Origin of the sequence: Microbispora sp. NPDC088329, assembly GCF_040685655.1 — a bacterium.
In the GTDB taxonomy this organism is placed as follows: domain Bacteria; phylum Actinomycetota; class Actinomycetes; order Streptosporangiales; family Streptosporangiaceae; genus Microbispora.
This window is the reverse complement of the sequence record NZ_JBFBIP010000019.1, coordinates 116037-133764: the sequence shown is the minus strand read 5'-3', so window position 1 is coordinate 133764 and position 17728 is coordinate 116037. Positions and strand designations below refer to the sequence as shown.

The window sequence follows — 17728 nt, the reverse complement described above, 5'->3', positions numbered from 1 at the left end:
CATGACGACGACCCCCGCCGGCTGGTATCCGGACCCGTACGGCTCCCCTCTCCTCCGTTGGTGGGACGGCACCCAGTGGACCGACGCCACCCACGCGCCCGGACAGGAGGCAGGGGCACCGCCCCAGGCTCCTCAACAGGCCCCGCAGCCGGCTCCTCAACCGGCCCCCCAGCAGGGCTCTCAGCAGGGTCCCCAGCAGGGTCCTCAGTGGGCGCAGCCTCAGCCCCAGTTCCAGCAGCCGGGCGGACCGTGGGGACCTCCGAACCAGACGGCGCAGCTGCCGGTGCCCGAGTTCGGCCCGCCGCGGCGTACGACACCGGTCTGGCCCTGGGTCGTGGGCGGCATCGCGGCGGTGGTCATGCTCGCGCTCGTCATCGGTGGCGCGGTCATCGTCCTGCGCGATCGCGCCGACTCGGCCATCGCCCGCCCGGAGACCACGACGGCTCCGCCGCAGCTCGACCAGACCGTGCCGCCCCAGCCGGAACCGCAGCAGTCTCCCCCGCCGCTGCCCCAGCTCCCCCAGCCGTCCGGCGACCGTATCCAGGACCCGGTGACCGGCCTGTCGTACGCGTTCCCGGGCGGCAAGTGGCAGGTGCCGGAGTCGAAGGACGTCAACAACCCGGCCGACCAGAGGATGCCGCTGTGGACGAGCGCCTGCCACGTGACGTCCCAGTCGAACTACGACGGCAGAGGCAGTGAGTGGGTCGGCAGCCTCTACACCGCCGAGGTGCCCCAGATCTTCCCCTACAGCGGCGCGCAGAGCTTCGGGCAGCTGTCGCAGGCGCTGCTGCTCACCTACGACCCGGTCTTCTACGGCATCCCGCACGAGCGCAAGATCCTGCGCAACGAGGCGCTGACCGTGAGCGGCAAGCAGGGCTGGGTCATCGAATTCGAGATGGACTTCACCAAGGTCGCCGAGGCCAACGGCCTGAAGTGGAAGAAGGAGAAGGGCGAGATCATCCTCGTGGACCGCGGCCAGAACGCCCGTCCCGCGATGCTGTACATCTCGGTGCCGGACAACCTGGACCAGTCGGTCATCAAGCGTGTGGAGGACTCGCTCCGATCTCAGTGACGTCCCATCAGGCATGAGCATTACCCTTGAAGCCATGACTGACCCGCTGGTCTGGATCGACTGTGAGATGACCGGGCTCGACCTCGGCCGCGACGCGCTCATCGAGGTGGCCTGCATCGTCACCGACGGCGAGCTGAACCAGCTGGATGAGGGCGTGGACGTCGTCATCAAGCCTCCCGCGGAGACGCTGGAGCAGATGTCCGAGGTCGTGCGGGAGATGCACACGGCCTCGGGTCTGTTGCGTGCGCTCGCGACGGGGGTGACCCTGGCGGAGGCCGAGGCCGTCGTGCTCGACTACATCCGCTCCCACGTGCCCGAGGCGAAGAAGGCGCCGCTGTGCGGCAACTCCATCGCGACCGACCGCGCCTTCATCGCCCGGGACATGCCGCTGGTGGACACGTTCCTGCACTATCGGATGGTCGACGTCTCGTCGATCAAGGAGCTGGCCCGCCGCTGGTATCCCCGGGTCTACTTCGCCTCGCCGGAGAAGCAGGGCGGGCACCGCGCGCTGGCCGACATCACCGAGAGCATCCGGGAGCTGCGCTACTACCGCGCGGCGGTCTTCGTGCCGCAGCCCGGGCCCGACTCCGCCACGGCCCGCGAGGTCGCGGAGGCCGTCTCCGGATCGTGAGACGGAGGTGCGCGGCATTGGGGGCGCGGAGGACTCCCGAAAGCCGCTACACTTTCTTCGTACGCCGCGAACGGCGGACATGGTGGGTGTAGCTCAGCTGGCAGAGCGCCAGGTTGTGGTCCTGGATGTCGTGGGTTCAAGTCCCATCACTCACCCCATATGACGAACGGCCGGTCCCGACGGACCGGCCGTTCGTTTTTTCCTGGCAATTATCACCTCCGTATATACACTCGAGGTATAGTCACCGGCATGACCGTTCCCCTCGCGTTACTCGGCCTGCTTGAGCGGGAGCCGAGCCACGGATACGACCTGAAACGCGACTACGACACGTTCTTCGGCCGGGGCAAACCGCTGCCCTTCGGGCAGCTGTACTCCACGCTCGGCCGCCTGGCCAGGGACGGCAAGGTCGCCGGCCAGAGCGAGCCGGGCGACGGGCCGGACCGCAAGCGGTACGCCATCACCCCCATGGGCAGGCAGGAGGTCGCCACCTGGCTGGCCGAACCGGTCGCGGCCGAACCGTACCTGCAGACGGTGCTGTTCACCAAGGTCGTGCTGGCGCTGATGCTCGGCCGTGACGCGGCCGGCTACCTGGACGCGCAGCGCGCCACCCACATGCGGCGCATGCGGGAACTGGCGGAGGTCAAGCGCGGCGGCGCCCTGACCGACGCCCTGCTGGCCGACCACGCCATGTTCCACATCGAGGCGGACCTGCGGTGGATCGACGTCACCCAGGCGCGGCTGGGGGCGCTGGCCGAGATGGTGCGCGCATCGTGATCATCGAGGCTCGGAAGGTCAGCCGCTCCTACGGCAGCACGCCCGCGGTGCGGGAGGCGGATCTGTCGGTGACCGCGGGCGAGGTGCTGGCCGTCATGGGGCCCAGCGGCTCGGGCAAGTCGACGCTGCTGCACTGCCTGGCCGGCATCTTCACGCCGGACAGCGGCGAGGTCTGGTTCGACGGACGCCGCCTGGACACCCTCGACGACGGACGCCGGAGCGAACTCCGCCGCACCGCCTTCGGCTTCGTCTTCCAGTTCGGCCAGCTCGTGCCGGAGCTGACCGCGGCCGACAACGTGATGCTGCCGCTGCTGCTGGGCCGTACGAGGAGGAAGCACGCCGAGCGGCGGGCGGCCGAATGGCTGGAGCGGCTGGACCTGGCCGATTTGGGCGGCCGGCGCACCGGGGAGCTGTCCGGCGGGCAGGCGCAGCGCGTGGCGATCGCCCGAGCGCTGGTCACCCGGCCGCGGGTGGTCTTCGCCGACGAGCCGACCGGCGCGCTGGACACGCTCACCGGCGAGCACGTGATGGACCTGCTGGTGGGCCTGGCCCGCGAGGAGGGCGCCACCGTGATCGTGGTGACCCACGACGCCCGGGTGGCCGCCTGCGCCGACCGGGAGGTCGTGGTGCGCGACGGCCGGGTCACCGACCCGTACACGAGCGGACTGGTCCGATGATCCGGCTGGGCCTGCGGCTGTCACTGAGCAGCGGCAGGGAGGCGGCGGCCAGGCTGGCGCTGATCGTCGCCGGGGTTGCGGCCGGCGTCGTGGTGCTGCTGGCCACGCTGTCGCTGTTCAACGCCTTCCAGGCCACGGGCGGCCGTCCCTGCTGGGAGTGCGTGAACGGCTCGGCGCCCAGCGGCTGGGCCCTCGACTCGACGGCCGACGGCGCGCTGTGGAACTACCACGAGGACTTCTACAAGGGCCGGACGATCAAGAGGCTCGACGCCGCCGCGCTGGGCACGCGGGCGCCGGTCATCCCCGGACTGACCCGCATGCCCGGCCCGGGGCAGTACTACGCCTCGCCCGCGCTGGCCGGACTGCTGGACTCGGCGCCGCGTGAGGAGCTGGCCGCACGCTTCCCCGGCACGCGTGCCGGGCTGATCGGCGACGCGGCGCTGTCCGGGCCCGACGAGCTGGTCGTCGTGGTGGGGCGGACGCCGGATCAGGTCGCCGCCCTGCCCGGCGCAAGGCAGGTCGACGTGATCGATGCCCAGCCCGCGGCCGACGACAGCGCGGACGTCTACCGGTTCGGCTTCGCCGTCGCCGCCGTCGGGCTGATCGTCCCGCTGCTGGTGCTCGTGGGCACCGCCACCCGGCTGGCCGCGGCTCGCCGCGAGACCCGCTTCGCCGCGATCCGCCTGGTCGGCGCCACCACGCGGCAGATCAACGCGCTCGCGGCGATGGACGCCGCGCTGGGCGCGCTGGCCGGCGCGCTGGCCGGCCTCGCGATCTTCCAGCTCGTACGGCCTGCCGTGGCCGGGGTGCGGATCACCGGTGCCCGGTTCTTCCCGGAGCTGGTCGCCCCGCACGCCTGGCATTACGCGGCCGTGCTCGGCGGCGTGCCGGTCGTGGCGGCTTTCGCCGCCCTGTGGTCGCTGCGCCGGGTGCGGATCTCGCCGCTCGGCGTGGCGCGGAGGACCGTCGCGTCCCCGCCGCGAGCGTGGCGGGTGATCCCGCTGCTGGCGGGGCTGGGGCTGTTCGCGGGCCCGGTATACCGGAACGGCAAGCCCGACGAGCTGCTCGCCGTCGTCGCGCTCGCGTTGATCATGGTCGGGCTGATGCTGGCCGGGCCCTGGCTGACCATGGTCGCCGCGCGCCTGGCCGCCCGGCTGACCCGGGGCGGGGCGACGCTGCTGGCCGCGCGGCGCCTGGCCGCCGATCCGAAGACCGCCTTCAGGTCGGTGAGCGGGCTGGTGCTGGCGGTCTTCATCGGGACGACGATCGCGGCCCTCGTGCCGACGGTGGTCGCCGGCCAGCAGAAGGTGGCCGGGGGCACGCTCAACGACGTCCTGGGCGCCAGGTTCGACCGGCCGGGCGTTTCCGGCCTGTCACCGCGGGCGGGGACGGAGCTGCTCGACCGGCTGCGCGCCCATCAGGGCGTGGAGGTGCTGCCGATCTATGCGCGGGCGGACATGGAGAAGGTCCCCCCACGGCCCGACGGACCGCCGCCCGCGCCGTACGTCGTCGAGTGCGCCGACCTGGGCCGCTTCCCCGTGCTCGGCCGCTGCCCTGTGCACATCGACGGCAGGGGGAACATCGACGGCAGGGGGAACATCGACGGCGGGGGCGCCCGGGCCGTGGCGGGCAACTTCGCCCGCATCGTCGGCGCCGACAACCCCCTCACCGTCGACAGGCTCCTTCCGCTGGCGGGCCCGGACAGCCCACCCGCCTCCGCCGACGGGCTCGACCTGGCGGCCGTCATGGTCGGCACGCACGACCCGGCGTCGCTGGAGCGGCTGCGCACCCTGCTGGCCGGTTACACGGTCGAAGCGCCGATGACCTTCGCCGAGGTCGCCCGGGTCAGGGCCGATCTGTACACCCGGGCGGAGAACATCGCGCTGGCCATGGTCGGGCTCACCCTGGTCGCGGGCGCCTGCGGTCTCATGGTGGCGACCGGCGGCGGGCTGGTGGAGCGCAGGCAGCCGTTCACCCTGCTGCGGCTGGCGGGAACGCCCACACGCACCCTGGCAGCCGTGGTGCTGCTCGAGTCCGCGCTGCCGCTCGTGCTGGCCGCCGCGCTCGCCGCCGGCGCCGGCTTCGGCGTGGCCGAGCCTCTCATCGACGCCCTCGCGATGAAGAGCGCGTCGATCGCGCTGCCGGGGCCGGTTTATTTCGCCTCTCTCGGCGGCGGCCTGGCCGCCTCCCTCCTGGTGATCCTCACGACGCTGCCGCTGCTGCGGCGCATGACCACGCCCGACAACGCGCGTTTCGAATAGGAGACCGATGAAGCTCAGGCCACTGGTGATCACGCTGGCCTTACTCGCCCCCGCCGTCGCGGCGGCGCCTGCCACGGCGGCCGACGGGAGTTACTCGGCCACGATCCGGCGCACCGAGTACGGCATCCCGCACGTCACCGCCAAGGACTACGGCGGCCTCGGATTCGGGTACGGCTACGCCTTCGCCCAGGACAACCTGTGCACGCTGGCCTCCTGGGTGGTGACGCTGCGCGGCGAACGCTCCCGCTATTTCGGCCCGGACGCCGAGTCCGACGACCCGGTCAAGCCGGTCGCCAACCTCGCCAGCGACGTCTACTACAGGAGCGTCGCCGGCTCGGGCGTCGTACGGCGGCTGCTGGCCCGGCCCGCGCCGGTCGGCCCGAGCGACGAGCTGCGGCGCCTGGTCGACGGCTACGTCGCCGGATACAACCGCTACCTCGCGGACACCGGCGCGGCGAACCTGCCCGACCCCAGATGCCGGGGCAAGGCGTGGGTCGGCCCGATCACCGCCACCGACATGTGGAACAACCTGCTCGACCTCAGCCGCATGGTGTCGAGCTCCTCGTTCAAGGAGGCCATCACCGGGATCGCGGAACCTGAGGACGAGGCCGGGGCGCCGGAGCCCAGGCCGGCCGCGGGCAGCAACGCCTGGGCGCTGGGCCGTCAGGCCACGCGCGGGAACGGCGGCATGGTGCTGGCCGATCCGCACTTCCCCTGGCAGGGAATCCGCCGCTTCTACCAGGTCCAGCTCACCATCCCCGGCGTGCTCGACGTCTCCGGCGGCAGCCTGTACGGCACCCCGGTCGTGCAGATCGGCCACAACGCCACGGTCGCCTGGGCCCACACCGTCTCCCACGCCCAGCGCTTCACGGTCTACCGGCTGAAGCTCGCGGACGACCGCAGCTACCTTGTGGACGGCCGGGCGGAGCCGATGGGCGAGCAGGAGGTGGAGGTCACCCTGCCGGACGGCACCGTCGCCGGCCACAGGCTCCGCACCTCCCGCTACGGCCCGGTGCTCGCGGTCGGGCAGACCGGCGAGGCCGCGTACGCGCTGGCCGACGCCAACGCCGCCAACCTGCGGGCGGCCGACGAGTGGCTGGCGATGGCCAGGGCGGGCAGCCTCGACGAGCTGCGCGAGGCCCAGCGGACCTATCAGGGGATGCCGTTCGTCCACACCCTCGCCACCGACGCGAGCGGAACCGCCTACTTCGCCGACACCTCGGTCGTCCCCCACGTCACCGACGCCCAGGCCAGGCGCTGCGCCGCGTCCTCGCCGATGCCGGGCCTCGACGCATACGTCCTGGACGGCTCGACCTCCGCGTGCCTGTGGGGCAGGGACGGCGACGCCGTCGTGCCGGGCATCTTCGGGCCCGGCAACCAGCCGAAGCTGGTCCGCGCCGACTACGTCGCCAACTCCAACAACACCTACTGGATGGCCAACCCGGCCAAGCCGCTCACCGGCTATCCCAAGGCGTACGGCGAGACGGGCACCGATCTGGAGCCCCGTCCCCGGGTCAGCCTCGACATGATCGGCCGGCGGCTGTCCGGGACCGACGGGCTCGGCGCGCCCGGCTTCACCCTGGAGACGTTGCAGGCGACCGTGCACGGCAAGCGCAACCTCACCTTCGAGCTCATGCGCGACGACCTGCGCACAATGTGCCGCTCCCGCCCCGAGCTCCGTGAGGCCTGCCGAGTGCTCGAGAAGTGGGACGGGCGGGCGACCCTCGACGGCGAGGGCGCCGTCCTGTGGCGCGAGTTCTTCACCCGGCTGGGCCGTCCCACCAAGCCGGGAGACCCGGTCTTCAGCCCCTGGCGGGTGCCGTTCGACCCCGCGCGTCCGCTGACCACCCCGAGCGGTCTCAAGAGCGACGACCCGGGCGTACGGCAGGCCCTCGCCGACGCCGTGCGCTACTTCCGGTCCAACCGGATCCCGCTGACGCTCACTCCCGGGCAGGCGCAGAGCTACTCCTCGATCCCGATCCCCGGCTGCACCGAAGGGGAGGGCTGTTTCGACCGCGTACGCATGCGCGGCCCGCTGGGCGCGAACGGACGCTACCCGGAGGTGGACACCGGATCCAGCTTCATGATGGCCGTCGAGCTCACCGGAAGCGGCCCGCGCACGCGGACCGTCCTCACCTACTCCCTGTCCGCCAACCCCGACTCGCCCCACCACACCGACCAGACGGCCCTGTTCTCGCGCGGCGGATGGGTCACCGAGCGCTTCACCGCGGCGGAGATCGCCGCCGATCCGCATCTCCAGACCGTCGCGGTCCACGGGGGGCGCTGACCCGGTCAAGTCAGTGCACTTTTCCCCAAAGGTGGACGTTGCGGGTTATGCTGCCTCACAACCGCCGTGCGGGGGCCTCGGCGATCTCTGATCGTCTTCCGGAGGCCGGATGAGAATCGACGACCGCACCACCCCGGGGCACGACCCGGGGCTGAGCAAGCGGGAGACCGAGGTCATGGAGCTCATCGCGACCGGTCGCTCCAACGGCGAGATCGCGCGACTGCTGTTCCTGAGCGAGAAGACCGTGAAAAACCACGTCAACCGCATCTACGCGAAGCTGGGCGTGGACTCGAGGATGGCGGCCATCTGCCGATGGCGCGGCGAACCCGCGCCATCGGCGCCGGTCACCCCTCGGTAAGAGCGGCCCGCAGGCCGGCCAGGCCGTACTCAAGCTCGTCGGGCTGGACGGACAGGGCAGGGCGTAGCCGCACGGACCGCTCGCCGCAGCGCAGCACCAGGATGGCGCGGTCTTCCCGGAGCCGGGCGACCAGCCCGCCGGGGTCCCCGCGGCCGGCGGGGACGTCGAAGGCGCACATGAGCCCGCGTCCGCGGGCGTGGGTCACCAAACCGTCGGCCTCCAGGCCCCGCAGGGCGCCCAGCAGCTTCTCGCCCAGGATGGCCGCCCTCGGGATCAGGCCGTCGCGCTCGATGATCTCCAGCATGCGGCGGGAGCGCACCATGTCGGCCAGGCCGCCGCCCCAGGTGGAGTTGATCCTGCCGCTGACCCGGAACACGTTGTCGGGCACGAGGCCCACCCTGCGGCCCGCCATGATGCCGCCGACCTGGACCTTCTTCGCGAAGGCCACGATGTCGGGGGCCAGGCCGAGCTGCTGGTACGCCCAAGGAGTGCCGGTCAGCCCGACGCCGGTCTGCACCTCGTCCAGGACGAACAGGGCCTCGTACTCGTGGCAGAGGGCCTGCATCGCCTGCAGGAACTCGGGGCGCATGTGGTTGTCGCCACCCTCGCCCTGGATCGGCTCGGCGATGAAACAGGCGATGTCGTGGCGGAACCGCTCGAACGCCTCCCTGGCCTGCCGCAGCGCTCGTTTCTCCGCCCGCTCGACGTCCCCGAGATGGATGGCGGGGACGTCGACGCGCGGCCAGCAGAACCGGGGAAACCTGTCGGTCTTGACGGGGTCGGTGTTGGTGAGCGAGAGCGTGTAGCCGCCGCGGCCGTGGAAGGCCCGGGTGAGGTGGAGGACGCGGGTGCCGAGGCCGGGGTGGCGGCCGTGGGCCTCATTCCAGCGGCTCTTCCAGTCGAAGGCGCACTTGAGCGCGTTCTCCACGGCCGCCGACCCGCCCTCGACGAAGAACAGGTGCGGCAGCTCGGGGTCGCCGAGCACCCGCCGGAACGTCTCCACGAACTCGGCGAGATGGACGGTGTACATGTCGGAGTTGGCCGGCTTGTTGGCGGCCACCCGGCCGAGCAGTGCGACGAACTCCGGGTCGTCGGCGAACGGGTTCACTCCGAGGGGCGACGAGGCGAAGAACGTGTAGAAGTCCAGGTATCTTCGCCCGTCACGGGCGTCGACCAGCCAGGAGCCCGCGCTCCTGTCAAGATCGAGCACCAGGCGGTAGCCGTCGACGAGCAGGTGCCGTGCGAGGGCGTCGTGCACAGTGGTGGGGTCCATGTCGCCTCCGCGTCAGGCTGGAAACGAGATTATTCCCTCATATCCGGCCGCCTATGTGAATAGTTTTCGCTCGAATCGCACCCGTAGAGGACATCTTTCAGTCCACAGAGGTAGGTCCAGCGTCCACCGCCATCCGGCTGGATGACGATTCAGAACCATTTGTGTACCTTTGCTTTAGATTCCGTAGCTCTGCACGGATTTCAGCGATCTTTTCTGAGGCAGGGATGATGATCGACCGGATTCGCCTGGCCCGGCTGCTCGACCGCGAGCGCACCGCGTTCCGGGAGCGCAACCCGCGCTCGGCCACCGCGTACGAGCAGGCGAGAGCCCACCTGTTCGGCGGCGTGCCGATGACGTGGATGAACAAGACGGCCGCGGGCTTCCCGCTGTACCTGGCCGAGGCTCACGGCGCCCGCGTCACCGATGTGGACGGCCACGAGTACGTCGACCTCTGCCTCGGCGACACCGGCGCGATGGCGGGCCACTCCCCCCGCGCGACCGTCGAGGCGGTGGCCGACCGGTTCGGCCGCCTGGGCGGCGCCACCGTGATGATGCCGACCGAGGACGCCGCCTGGGTCGGCGCGGAGCTGGGCCGCCGGTTCGGCCTGCCGTACTGGAGCTTCTCGCTGACGGCCACGGACGCCAACCGGTGGGCGATCCGGCTGGCCAGGGCGATCACCGGCAGACCCAAGATCCTCGTGAACAGCTACTGCTATCACGGCAGCGTCGACGAGGTGCTGATCGTGGTCGGCCCGGACGGCGAGCAGGTCTCCCGTGAGGGCAACGTCGGCGCGCCGGTCGACCCCACCGTCACCTCGCGCGTCGTCGAGTTCAACGACCTGCCCTCGCTGGAGCGCGAACTGGCGTACGGCGACGTCGCGGCGGTCCTCATGGAGCCCGCCCTCACCAACATCGGGATCGTGCTGCCCGAGCCGGGCTACCTGGAGGGCGTACGGGAGCTGACGCGGCGATACGGCAGCCTGCTGATCAACGACGAGACGCACACCCTCTCCGCGGGCCCGGGCGGCTGCACGAAGGCGTGGGACCTGCACCCCGACATCGTGACGATCGGCAAGGCGATCGGCGGCGGCATCCCCAGCGGCGGATACGGCCTGTCCGCCGAGGTCGCGGCGCGGATCGAGGCGATGGAGGGCCTCGACCTGGTCGACATGGGCGGAGTCGGCGGCACGCTGGCCGGCAACGCCCTGTCGGTCGCCGCGATGCGCGCCACGCTGGAGCACGTGCTCACCGACGACGCGTTCGCCGCCATGACCGAGCTGGCGACCCGCTTCGCCAAGGGCGTTCAGGAGGTGATCGACGCGCACGGGCTGCCCTGGTCGGTGACGCGGCTCGGGGCGCGCGCCGAGTATCGCTTCGCCAGCCCGGCCCCCCGCAACGGCGGCGAGTCGAACGCGGCCGGCGACCCCGACCTGGACGACTACCTGCACGTCTACCTGGCCAACCGGGGCGTGCTGCTCACGCCGTTCCACAACATGGCCCTGATGTCCCCCGCCACCACCGAGGCGGACGTGGATCTCCACCACGAGGTGTTCGCCGCGGCAGTGGCGGACCTCGTCTCATGACTCTCGACGAGGTCGACCGGGTCCTGCTGCGCGAGCTGCAGCGGGATGGCCGGGCCTCCTACACCGCGCTCGCCGAGGCCACCGGCCTGTCGGCGCCCGCCGTACGGCAACGGGTGCAGCGGCTGCGTGACGAGGGCGTCGTGCAGATCGTCGGCGTCACCGATCCGATGGCGCTGGGCCTGCCGGTCATGGCGCTGATCGGCGTCCGCGTCGACAGCGATGTGCACGAGGTCGCCGACCGAATCAGTGAACTGTCCGGCGTGATCTACGTGGTGCTCACGGCGGGTTCGTTCGACCTGTTCGCCGAGGTGGTGTGCCGGGAGCCGGCCGAGCTGCTCACCGTGCTCAACGACCACGTCAAGCGGGTGCCCGGCGTCACCCGGGCCGAGGCGTTCACCTACTTCGGCATTCACACCCACCGGTTCGCCTGGCCCGGCGTCTGAACGTCCTAAAGGGCTTTGAGGAAGCGGGCGGCGATGGGCACGGCGGCGCCACGGCCGGTGCCGCCGTGCTCGACGAAGACGGCGAAGGCGAGGTCACCCCGGTAACCGATGAACCAGGCGTGGTCCTGCCCGCCCTGCCCGTCCTCGGCGGTGCCGGTCTTTCCCGCGACCCCCTGTGGGAGGCCCGCGCCGGCGGCGGTCCCGTCGATCGTGACCGCGCTCATCAGCGAGCGCAGTCCCTCCGCCACGTTGGACGACAGCGGCACGTTCTTCGGCAGTTCCCCCTGCTGCGCCTCATCCGCCAGCGGGCGGGCCTGCCGCCACTCCCCGCTCTCCACGGCGGCCGCGACCAGCGCCATGCACAGCGGGGTCGCCTCGACCGTGCCCTGTCCGAAGGAGTCCTCGGCGAGCGCGTCAAGCTTCTCCGGCCGCTGCAGGCTGCCACAGGTGCTCGTGCCGTCGCTCTCCCCCGGCACGCCGAAGCCGAACGCCCTCGCCTGGTCGACCAGCGTGTCACCGTTCAGCCGCTCAACGGTCAGCCGGGCGAACGTGGTGTTGCACGACAGGGCGAACGCCTGCCGCAGCGTCACCGCCCCGTGGTTCTCGTTGTGATAGTTGGAGATCGACCGATGGAACGGGATCTGGTAGGACGCCGGGCACTCCACCGTGCTGTCGGGCGACAGCCCGTTGGTGAGCAGCGCCGCCGCCGTGATCGTCTTGAACGTCGAGCCAGGGGGATACTTGTTCTCGAACGCCCCAAGACCGCCCAGCCGGTCGGCGACCGCGAGAACCTCTCCAGTGGACGGCCGTACGGCCACGATGGCGGCCCGTTGCACGCCGTCGAGCGCCCGGGCCGCCGCGGCCTGCACCTCATAGTCGATCGTGGTCCGTACGCCGGCCGGCCGCTTTTCGGGCGTGTAGGACAGGACGGTCTTCGCCGGCATGCCCGGGTTGTCGATCTCCAGCGCCCACCCCACGGCCACGCCCGTCGCGGGCGCGACCCCCTGGTTCATCAGGTTGTCGAGGTACGCCTCGGCGCCCGAGTTCTGCGGGAACTCCCGCCCTCCCCTCGTCACCGGCCGCAGCGGCCCCGGCCCCGGCTCCGGCTCCGTCCTGACGAGACCGCCGCCGGGCTGGATCTCCGGATGCAGGACGGCCGGCGTCCAGAGGACCTTCCAGGTGAGGTCGCGTACGGCCAGATGCAGACGGGATTCGAAGCGCCAGGTGCCGGCCTCCTGCTCGTTGCGCTCCTGGGTGAAGGGAACCTCGGCGGTCTCGTCCCCGGTGCGTACGAAATTGCCGACAGTGATCCGTAACGACTTGGACAGGGCGGCGTCCTCGAACGCGCGGTGCTGATCCGCGAAGTCGTCGGGAGGATCCTCGACCAAATCTCGCATGGCGTCGTAGTCGCTCTTGACCCAGGCCTGGAAATAGGCGGCGGCCGTTTCACCCGGAGAGCCTTCCGGGGAACTCACGGGGGATGGCTCCGGAGGGCGGAGTTGGAGCGTCTGCGGGCCGGCGGGTGCGGGCGTCCCCCGCGGCGCGGCGACGAAGTCCGCGATCGGCTCCTGCCTGCCGGACACAATGAGTCCGGCAACGCCGAAGACGAAGATGGCCGCGGCGACCATGACGAGGGCGAGCAGGGCCCTGTTCCGCATACGGTTCTCATATCACGCGAAAGGAGCCATAGGTGGCAAGGAGCAGAGAACCGTTGCCAGGCCGCTACCCGGTGACCTTCGGCGAGGTGGAGCTCCTGCGCGACCTCGACCGGCCGGACGGGTGGATGCTGATCAGGGACGGCGTCCCCCAGTCGTACGTGGACCTGACCGATCCCACCTATCTGGACTTCTCGTACACCCAGCTCATGGCCAGCGTGATCGACTGCCTGCCCGAAGGCCCGCTCGACGCCGTCCACATCGGCGGCGGAGCCTGCACGATCCCGCGCTACGTCTCCGCGCGGCGCCCCGGCTCCCGGCACATCGTCGTGGAACCGGACGCCGCGCTGGTCCAGCTCGTACGCGACCAGCTCAGCCTCAAGTCGGTGCCCCGGCTCAAGGTCCGGGTGGTTGACGGCCGCGCGGCCACCGCTGACCTCGGGGACGACTCGGCCGACCTGTTCGTGCTCGACGCGTTCACGGGCGCGACGATGCCGGTCGAGCTGGCGACCGTCCAGTACATGGCCGAGATCGCCCGTGTCCTGCGCCCCTCCGGCACCGCGCTGATCAACGTGGCGGACGGCAAGGGCCTGCCCTTCGTCAAGCGGGTCGCCGCCACGGCGAGCCGCGTCTTCCCGCACGTCGCGCTGCTGGCCGAGCCCGGCATCCTGCGCGGGCGCAGGTTCGGCAACGTCATCCTGGCGGCCTCGCCCGGCGACCTGCCGGTCGAGGCGCTCATCAGGAAGGCGGCGGGCGGCCTCACCCAGGCCCGATGCGTGGCCGACACGGACCTGACCCGGCTGGTCGCCGGGGCCGCCCCCATCCGCGACGGTGACGCCGTGCTCGCCCCCGTCCCCCCACCCGGCCTGTTCGAGTAGCCGGCACCTATGGAGATCACCCAGGCGCATCGCGCGCTGCTGAGCCGACTTCTACCGGGCGTCGAACCGGACGATCTCAGCGTCCGCCACGGGCAGTTTCACCAGGTGGTGATCGGCGCAGACCGTGTCGTGTGCCTGCCTCGCACGGCAGCGGCGGCCGCCCGACTGCCGCACAGGGCCGCTGTCCTGCGCCTGCTCGCCGGGCTCGGCCTCGGCTTCGCCACGCCTCGGCCGCTGGCGGAGGGCGGCGGGCACGGCAGCGACGAGCCGCCGTTTCTCCTCCTCAGCCGCGTGCCCGGAGCCCCGCTCGCGGCCGCCGCACTCGACGATCCCCAGGTGGCCGAGGCCGCGGCGGCGCAGTACGTCACGCTCCTGACCGGACTGGCCAGGATCGGCGCTGGGGCAGGCGGCGCGGGAAAGAAGGTGCGTGCGGCCCTGCCGGCACCCCAGGAAGATCGGTGGCGACGGTTCGCAGCGGACGTCCGCTCCGAACTGTTCGGGCTCATGTCCGGCAAGGGGCGCCAACGAGCCGAGCAGGAACTCGCGGCACTCGACCGCCTTCCTCACGTCGCCCACGCGCTGGTGCACGGTGATCTCGGCGCCGAGAACGTCCTGTGGGAGTGCCACGACGGGCTGCCGGTGCTCACCGCGGTGATCGACTGGGATGAGGTCACGATCGGGGATCCCGCTGAGGATCTGGCAGCCGTTCACGCCAGCTATGGCGCACGCTTCCTGCATCGGGTGCTCGCACTGGGCGGCTGGTCGGACAGCACCATGACCACCCGCATCGCCACTATTCGCGCCACCTTCGCCCTGCAGCAGGCACTGTCCGCGCAACGGGACGGCGACGACACGCAACTGGCGGACGGCCTGACCGGCTACCGCTGACTCCATCCCGGAGAGATCGCTGTGGTCACGGCATCTACCCGCTCGCGTCGTGGTCGTCATTCCCGTGGCCTCCGGGCTCGGGTGGGGTGGTAGGTGAAGGCCCAGCGGTCTTCGCCGGTTGTGTGGCGGGTATAGCGCTCGGGGTGCTGGTAGCGGTCGCGGTTGTGGAACTGGCAGGCCGGGCCGAGCAGCTTCAGGTCCGTGAGCCCGCCGGTGCTCCAGTTGTCGGCGTGGTCGATCTGGCACATGGTGGCCGGTAGCGGGCAGCCGTCGATCCAGCAGGTGGCGTAGCGGGCGAAGACCGCCCGCCGCTGGGCCGGGGTGGCCAGCCTGACTTTTCGGCCCATGTCGAGCACCTGTCCGTCGGCGTTCATGACCAGGCGTACCAGGGCGGAGGTGCGGGCCAGGCGGTGCACGCCGGAGACCGGCAGCACCTGCCCCGTGGCCAGCAGCAGCCCCGGCGCCCTGCCCAGCAACGCCCCCAGCCCTTGCCCCGGCCCTGTGCCCGACTCTGGGCCCGACTTTGAGCCCAGCGCGCCCGGCGGCCTCTGTGGCGTTCCTCCCTCTGTTCCCGGGGGTCGCGGTGGTGTCCCTGGCCGAGCGCTCGACGAGCGTCGTGCCCCACCACCGCACCCGCACGCGCTCTCGCCGTGCCTGCGGCGCCCGTGGTCCTCACGACCGCAGGTGTCACAACCGTGGTCCTCGCACGTTCCCAGGCCATGCCGGCGCTGCCCGCCGCGCACGTCGCCGTGGGCCTCAGGCGTGCCCAGCCCATGGCGGCATCCCCCCGCAGGCCGAGGCCCGGCGTGGGCGTGACAGGCAGAGGTACCCCCGAAAGAAGGATCCGGCGGTCGACACTCATCCCAGCGCGACCTATCCGACCGTGACTCGCCCTGCTGCGACGCGCTCCGCTGTGGCTCGCTCTGCTGTGGCGTGCGCTGTCGTGGCTTGCTCTGCTGGAACTCGCTCGACCGAGTCTCCTCCGGCCGAGCCTCCTCCGACCGCGTCTCCTCGGACCGCGTCCCTTCCTGCTGCTTGCTCTCCGCCTCGTCGCCCTTCGCCTGTCCGAGCCCGACGGCGTCACCGAGGTCCGCAGCATCGGCGCCAGGAGCGATCGGGTCCGTCCCTTCGGCTTCGCAGGGCGCACCGAGCGCGGGCTCGACCACCTCGGCAGGACCGAAGGACTCGACTGGCTCGATGAACTCGGGGGCGGCCGACTCCGGGGCGGCGGGCTCGGGCTCTGCAAGCTCGGGGGCGGCAGGCTCGGCAGTCTCCGTGCGATCGCGCAGGTCATCACGCCGGCCGTCAGCGTCAACGACGTCAACGCCACCCGCACCATCCACGTCACTCACGTCATTCGCGTCCTCCGGGCCAGCGGCGTCGCTGGTGCCGGTGTCCTCGAGGTCCTCCGTGTCCTGGCAGTTCTCGCAGTTCTCGCTGTCCTCGGTGTCGGTGGGGTCCTCGGGGTGGTTGGCGTCGTCGCTCTGGTCGGGGGCGGGGGCTGCGGGGTCGGTGGCGGTGTCGGTGGCGGTGTCGGTGACCGGGTCGGTGGGGAGGGACTCGGCGTTGACCAGCACCAGAAGCTCGGCGACGATCTTCTGCTCCAGCAACGCGATCAACGCATCGGCCTGACGTACCCGCAGCGGCCGGTCATCACCCTCCGCCCGGGGCCGGGCATAGGCATCCAGCAACACCCGCAACCGGGCGGCCGCCTCACGCGGAAGATAAAACTCCCCCTCCAGCCCACCACCCTTACCCGGGCGGACCCGCAGAAACCGCCGCCCGTAATCGGCCCGCTCATCACGCTCGTCCCCATCAGGGTCCAGCACCGCCCGCAGATACCGGCCCGCCCTGGCCACCTCCGCCGGCCCCGCCCGGCCCGCCAACTCCAGCAAAATCGGCTCGGCCAGCCCCACCTGCTCACCGGTCAGGTGCTCGGTGGCCACACAGATGGCCTCCACCACCCCCGCCGACAGCTCACCGCCCGCAAACGCCTCCCGCACCCGCGGCAACCGCGCCAACTGCACGCCCAACGTCAGCAGCCGGCCCGCCCCCGCCACACTCAACCCACCCACCGTGCGCAACCAGCAGCGGGTCGAGGCATGCCCATGCTGCCGGGCCTGCCCCGCCCGATGCACCCGCCCCACCCGATCCGCCAACGCCGACGTGATCCGATCCCGGGCGAACAACAAGTCCTCGGCCTCGGCCAGGCAGACACCGGCATCGTCTGGAACCGGCGCCAGCGCCAACGCCTGCGCCGACTCCCGCAACGAGGCCACCAACACCCACGACGACCGACTCCGGCGATCGCCTGCGCCGGCCCCGCCCGGCCCGCCAGAACCCTGCCCGCCATCATCGGCATCCCCGGCAGACCCGGCACCAGCCGAACCAGCAGAACCAGCCCCGGCACCACCGCTACCGGCGGCGCTTGCGGTGGCGGCACCGTTCAAACCGCTACCGGGGGCGCGGTCACCGGCCGGGTCGTTCGCCACATCGGCCGCGCTGTCGTTGACCGCGCTGTCATCGGCCCCGCTGTCATCGGCCCCGCTGTCGTCGGCCGGGCTGTCGTCGGCCGGGCTGTCGTCGGATGGGCCGTCGAGTGGGCCGGACCGCCGTATTTCCGATTCGACAATTGGCAACCAGCCGCTGAAGGAGTCGTCGCGGGCAAGGGAGCCTTCGGACGACCACAAAGGGGAATCGGCGGTCAACCGGTCCCACCAGTTGCCATCGACCCTATTCGAACGACGAGAGTGCTCAGGATCGGAGCCGAACAGATCCATCACACCCCCTCAACGGATTCGAAAACCTGTATGAATTTTTTCATCGTCTCATTACCCAGAGCAACCACCAGAAGCGAATAGTTGGAGCAGCAGGTCAACCAGAGAAGAAGGGGGATAACAGCGCAATCTCCCCTGAATAGCGGCGACCGCATACACAATCAGCCTTCA

The 17728-nt window shown here is 71.2% G+C and carries 14 protein-coding genes and 1 tRNA gene; 12 read left to right on the top strand and 3 right to left on the bottom strand.

Annotated elements, in window-relative coordinates; all coding sequences use genetic code 11:
* Position 1 precedes the first annotated feature (1 nt).
* The 8 genes from AB0O28_RS29795 to AB0O28_RS29760 all read left to right on the top strand — a co-directional run bounded on the left by AB0O28_RS29795 (position 2) and on the right by AB0O28_RS29760 (position 8060).
* On the top strand, positions 2-1072 hold the full coding sequence (locus AB0O28_RS29795; RefSeq protein WP_363645859.1) for a DUF2510 domain-containing protein: 1071 nt from the start codon (positions 2-4) through the stop codon (positions 1070-1072).
* 34 nt (positions 1073-1106) lie between these two features.
* Entirely contained in the window at positions 1107-1703 is a 597-nt protein-coding gene (gene orn, locus AB0O28_RS29790; RefSeq protein WP_142557833.1) for an oligoribonuclease, read from the top strand.
* Between the two features lie 82 nt (positions 1704-1785).
* Positions 1786-1861: transfer RNA gene (locus AB0O28_RS29785), tRNA-His, on the top strand.
* Positions 1862-1952: 91 nt separating this feature from the next.
* Complete coding sequence (locus tag AB0O28_RS29780) at positions 1953-2477, top strand: PadR family transcriptional regulator (RefSeq protein ID WP_363645858.1); 525 nt, start codon at positions 1953-1955, stop codon at positions 2475-2477.
* Positions 2471-3154: an ABC transporter ATP-binding protein gene (locus tag AB0O28_RS29775; protein WP_363645890.1), complete on the top strand. Its 684-nt coding sequence runs from the start codon at positions 2471-2473 to the stop codon at positions 3152-3154. Before AB0O28_RS29780 ends, AB0O28_RS29775 begins: the two co-directional genes overlap by 7 nt.
* Positions 3151-5415, top strand: a complete 2265-nt coding sequence (locus tag AB0O28_RS29770; protein WP_363645857.1) for an FtsX-like permease family protein — start codon at positions 3151-3153, stop codon at positions 5413-5415. Before AB0O28_RS29775 ends, AB0O28_RS29770 begins: the two co-directional genes overlap by 4 nt.
* 7 nt (positions 5416-5422) lie before the next feature.
* Positions 5423-7702, top strand: a complete 2280-nt coding sequence (locus AB0O28_RS29765) for a penicillin acylase family protein (protein ID WP_363645856.1) — start codon at positions 5423-5425, stop codon at positions 7700-7702.
* A gap of 109 nt (positions 7703-7811) precedes the next feature.
* A complete protein-coding gene (locus tag AB0O28_RS29760) occupies positions 7812-8060 on the top strand; it encodes a response regulator transcription factor (RefSeq protein WP_363645855.1) in 249 nt (82 codons plus the stop codon).
* Here AB0O28_RS29760 and lat read toward each other — a convergent pair.
* Positions 8047-9333 (bottom strand): L-lysine 6-transaminase, encoded by a 1287-nt coding sequence (lat, locus tag AB0O28_RS29755; RefSeq protein ID WP_363645854.1) that lies wholly within the window; start codon positions 9331-9333, stop codon positions 8047-8049. The genes AB0O28_RS29760 and lat overlap by 14 nt on opposite strands.
* A 227-nt stretch (positions 9334-9560) precedes the next feature.
* Between lat and AB0O28_RS29750 the strand changes: the two genes are divergently transcribed.
* On the top strand, positions 9561-10916 hold the full coding sequence (locus tag AB0O28_RS29750; RefSeq protein ID WP_363645853.1) for a transaminase: 1356 nt from the start codon (positions 9561-9563) through the stop codon (positions 10914-10916).
* Positions 10913-11359, top strand: a complete 447-nt coding sequence (locus tag AB0O28_RS29745; protein WP_169986619.1) for an Lrp/AsnC family transcriptional regulator — start codon at positions 10913-10915, stop codon at positions 11357-11359. Before AB0O28_RS29750 ends, AB0O28_RS29745 begins: the two co-directional genes overlap by 4 nt.
* Positions 11360-11364: 5 nt before the next feature.
* Here AB0O28_RS29745 and AB0O28_RS29740 read toward each other — a convergent pair whose 3' ends face one another.
* A complete protein-coding gene (locus AB0O28_RS29740) occupies positions 11365-13017 on the bottom strand; it encodes a penicillin-binding transpeptidase domain-containing protein (protein ID WP_363645852.1) in 1653 nt (550 codons plus the stop codon).
* A 32-nt stretch (positions 13018-13049) separates the two neighbouring features.
* Here AB0O28_RS29740 and AB0O28_RS29735 point away from each other — a divergent pair, with 32 nt between their 5' ends.
* Both AB0O28_RS29735 and AB0O28_RS29730 read left to right on the top strand, forming a co-directional pair.
* Positions 13050-13892, top strand: a complete 843-nt coding sequence (locus AB0O28_RS29735) for a fused MFS/spermidine synthase (RefSeq protein WP_363645851.1) — start codon at positions 13050-13052, stop codon at positions 13890-13892.
* Positions 13893-13901: 9 nt separating this feature from the next.
* The gene (locus tag AB0O28_RS29730; protein WP_363645850.1) at positions 13902-14780 is read left to right on the top strand and encodes an aminoglycoside phosphotransferase family protein; all 879 of its coding nucleotides are present in this window, start codon (positions 13902-13904) and stop codon (positions 14778-14780) included.
* Positions 14781-14836: 56 nt separating this feature from the next.
* Here AB0O28_RS29730 and AB0O28_RS29725 read toward each other — a convergent pair whose 3' ends face one another.
* Entirely contained in the window at positions 14837-17560 is a 2724-nt protein-coding gene (locus AB0O28_RS29725) for a DUF222 domain-containing protein (protein ID WP_363645849.1), read from the bottom strand.
* Positions 17561-17728 lie beyond the last annotated feature (168 nt).

Coding starts and splice junctions, on each gene's coding strand:
- AB0O28_RS29765 (WP_363645856.1), top strand. CDS start 5,423: ATGAAGCTCAGGCCACTGGTGATCACGCTGGCCTTACTCGCCCCCGCC.
- AB0O28_RS29725 (WP_363645849.1), bottom strand. CDS start 17,560: ATGGATCTGTTCGGCTCCGATCCTGAGCACTCTCGTCGTTCGAATAGG.
- orn (WP_142557833.1), top strand. CDS start 1,107: ATGACTGACCCGCTGGTCTGGATCGACTGTGAGATGACCGGGCTCGAC.
- AB0O28_RS29745 (WP_169986619.1), top strand. CDS start 10,913: ATGACTCTCGACGAGGTCGACCGGGTCCTGCTGCGCGAGCTGCAGCGG.
- AB0O28_RS29770 (WP_363645857.1), top strand. CDS start 3,151: ATGATCCGGCTGGGCCTGCGGCTGTCACTGAGCAGCGGCAGGGAGGCG.
- AB0O28_RS29760 (WP_363645855.1), top strand. CDS start 7,812: ATGAGAATCGACGACCGCACCACCCCGGGGCACGACCCGGGGCTGAGC.
- AB0O28_RS29740 (WP_363645852.1), bottom strand. CDS start 13,017: ATGCGGAACAGGGCCCTGCTCGCCCTCGTCATGGTCGCCGCGGCCATC.
- AB0O28_RS29795 (WP_363645859.1), top strand. CDS start 2: ATGACGACGACCCCCGCCGGCTGGTATCCGGACCCGTACGGCTCCCCT.
- AB0O28_RS29730 (WP_363645850.1), top strand. CDS start 13,902: ATGGAGATCACCCAGGCGCATCGCGCGCTGCTGAGCCGACTTCTACCG.
- AB0O28_RS29750 (WP_363645853.1), top strand. CDS start 9,561: ATGATCGACCGGATTCGCCTGGCCCGGCTGCTCGACCGCGAGCGCACC.
- AB0O28_RS29780 (WP_363645858.1), top strand. CDS start 1,953: ATGACCGTTCCCCTCGCGTTACTCGGCCTGCTTGAGCGGGAGCCGAGC.
- lat (WP_363645854.1), bottom strand. CDS start 9,333: ATGGACCCCACCACTGTGCACGACGCCCTCGCACGGCACCTGCTCGTC.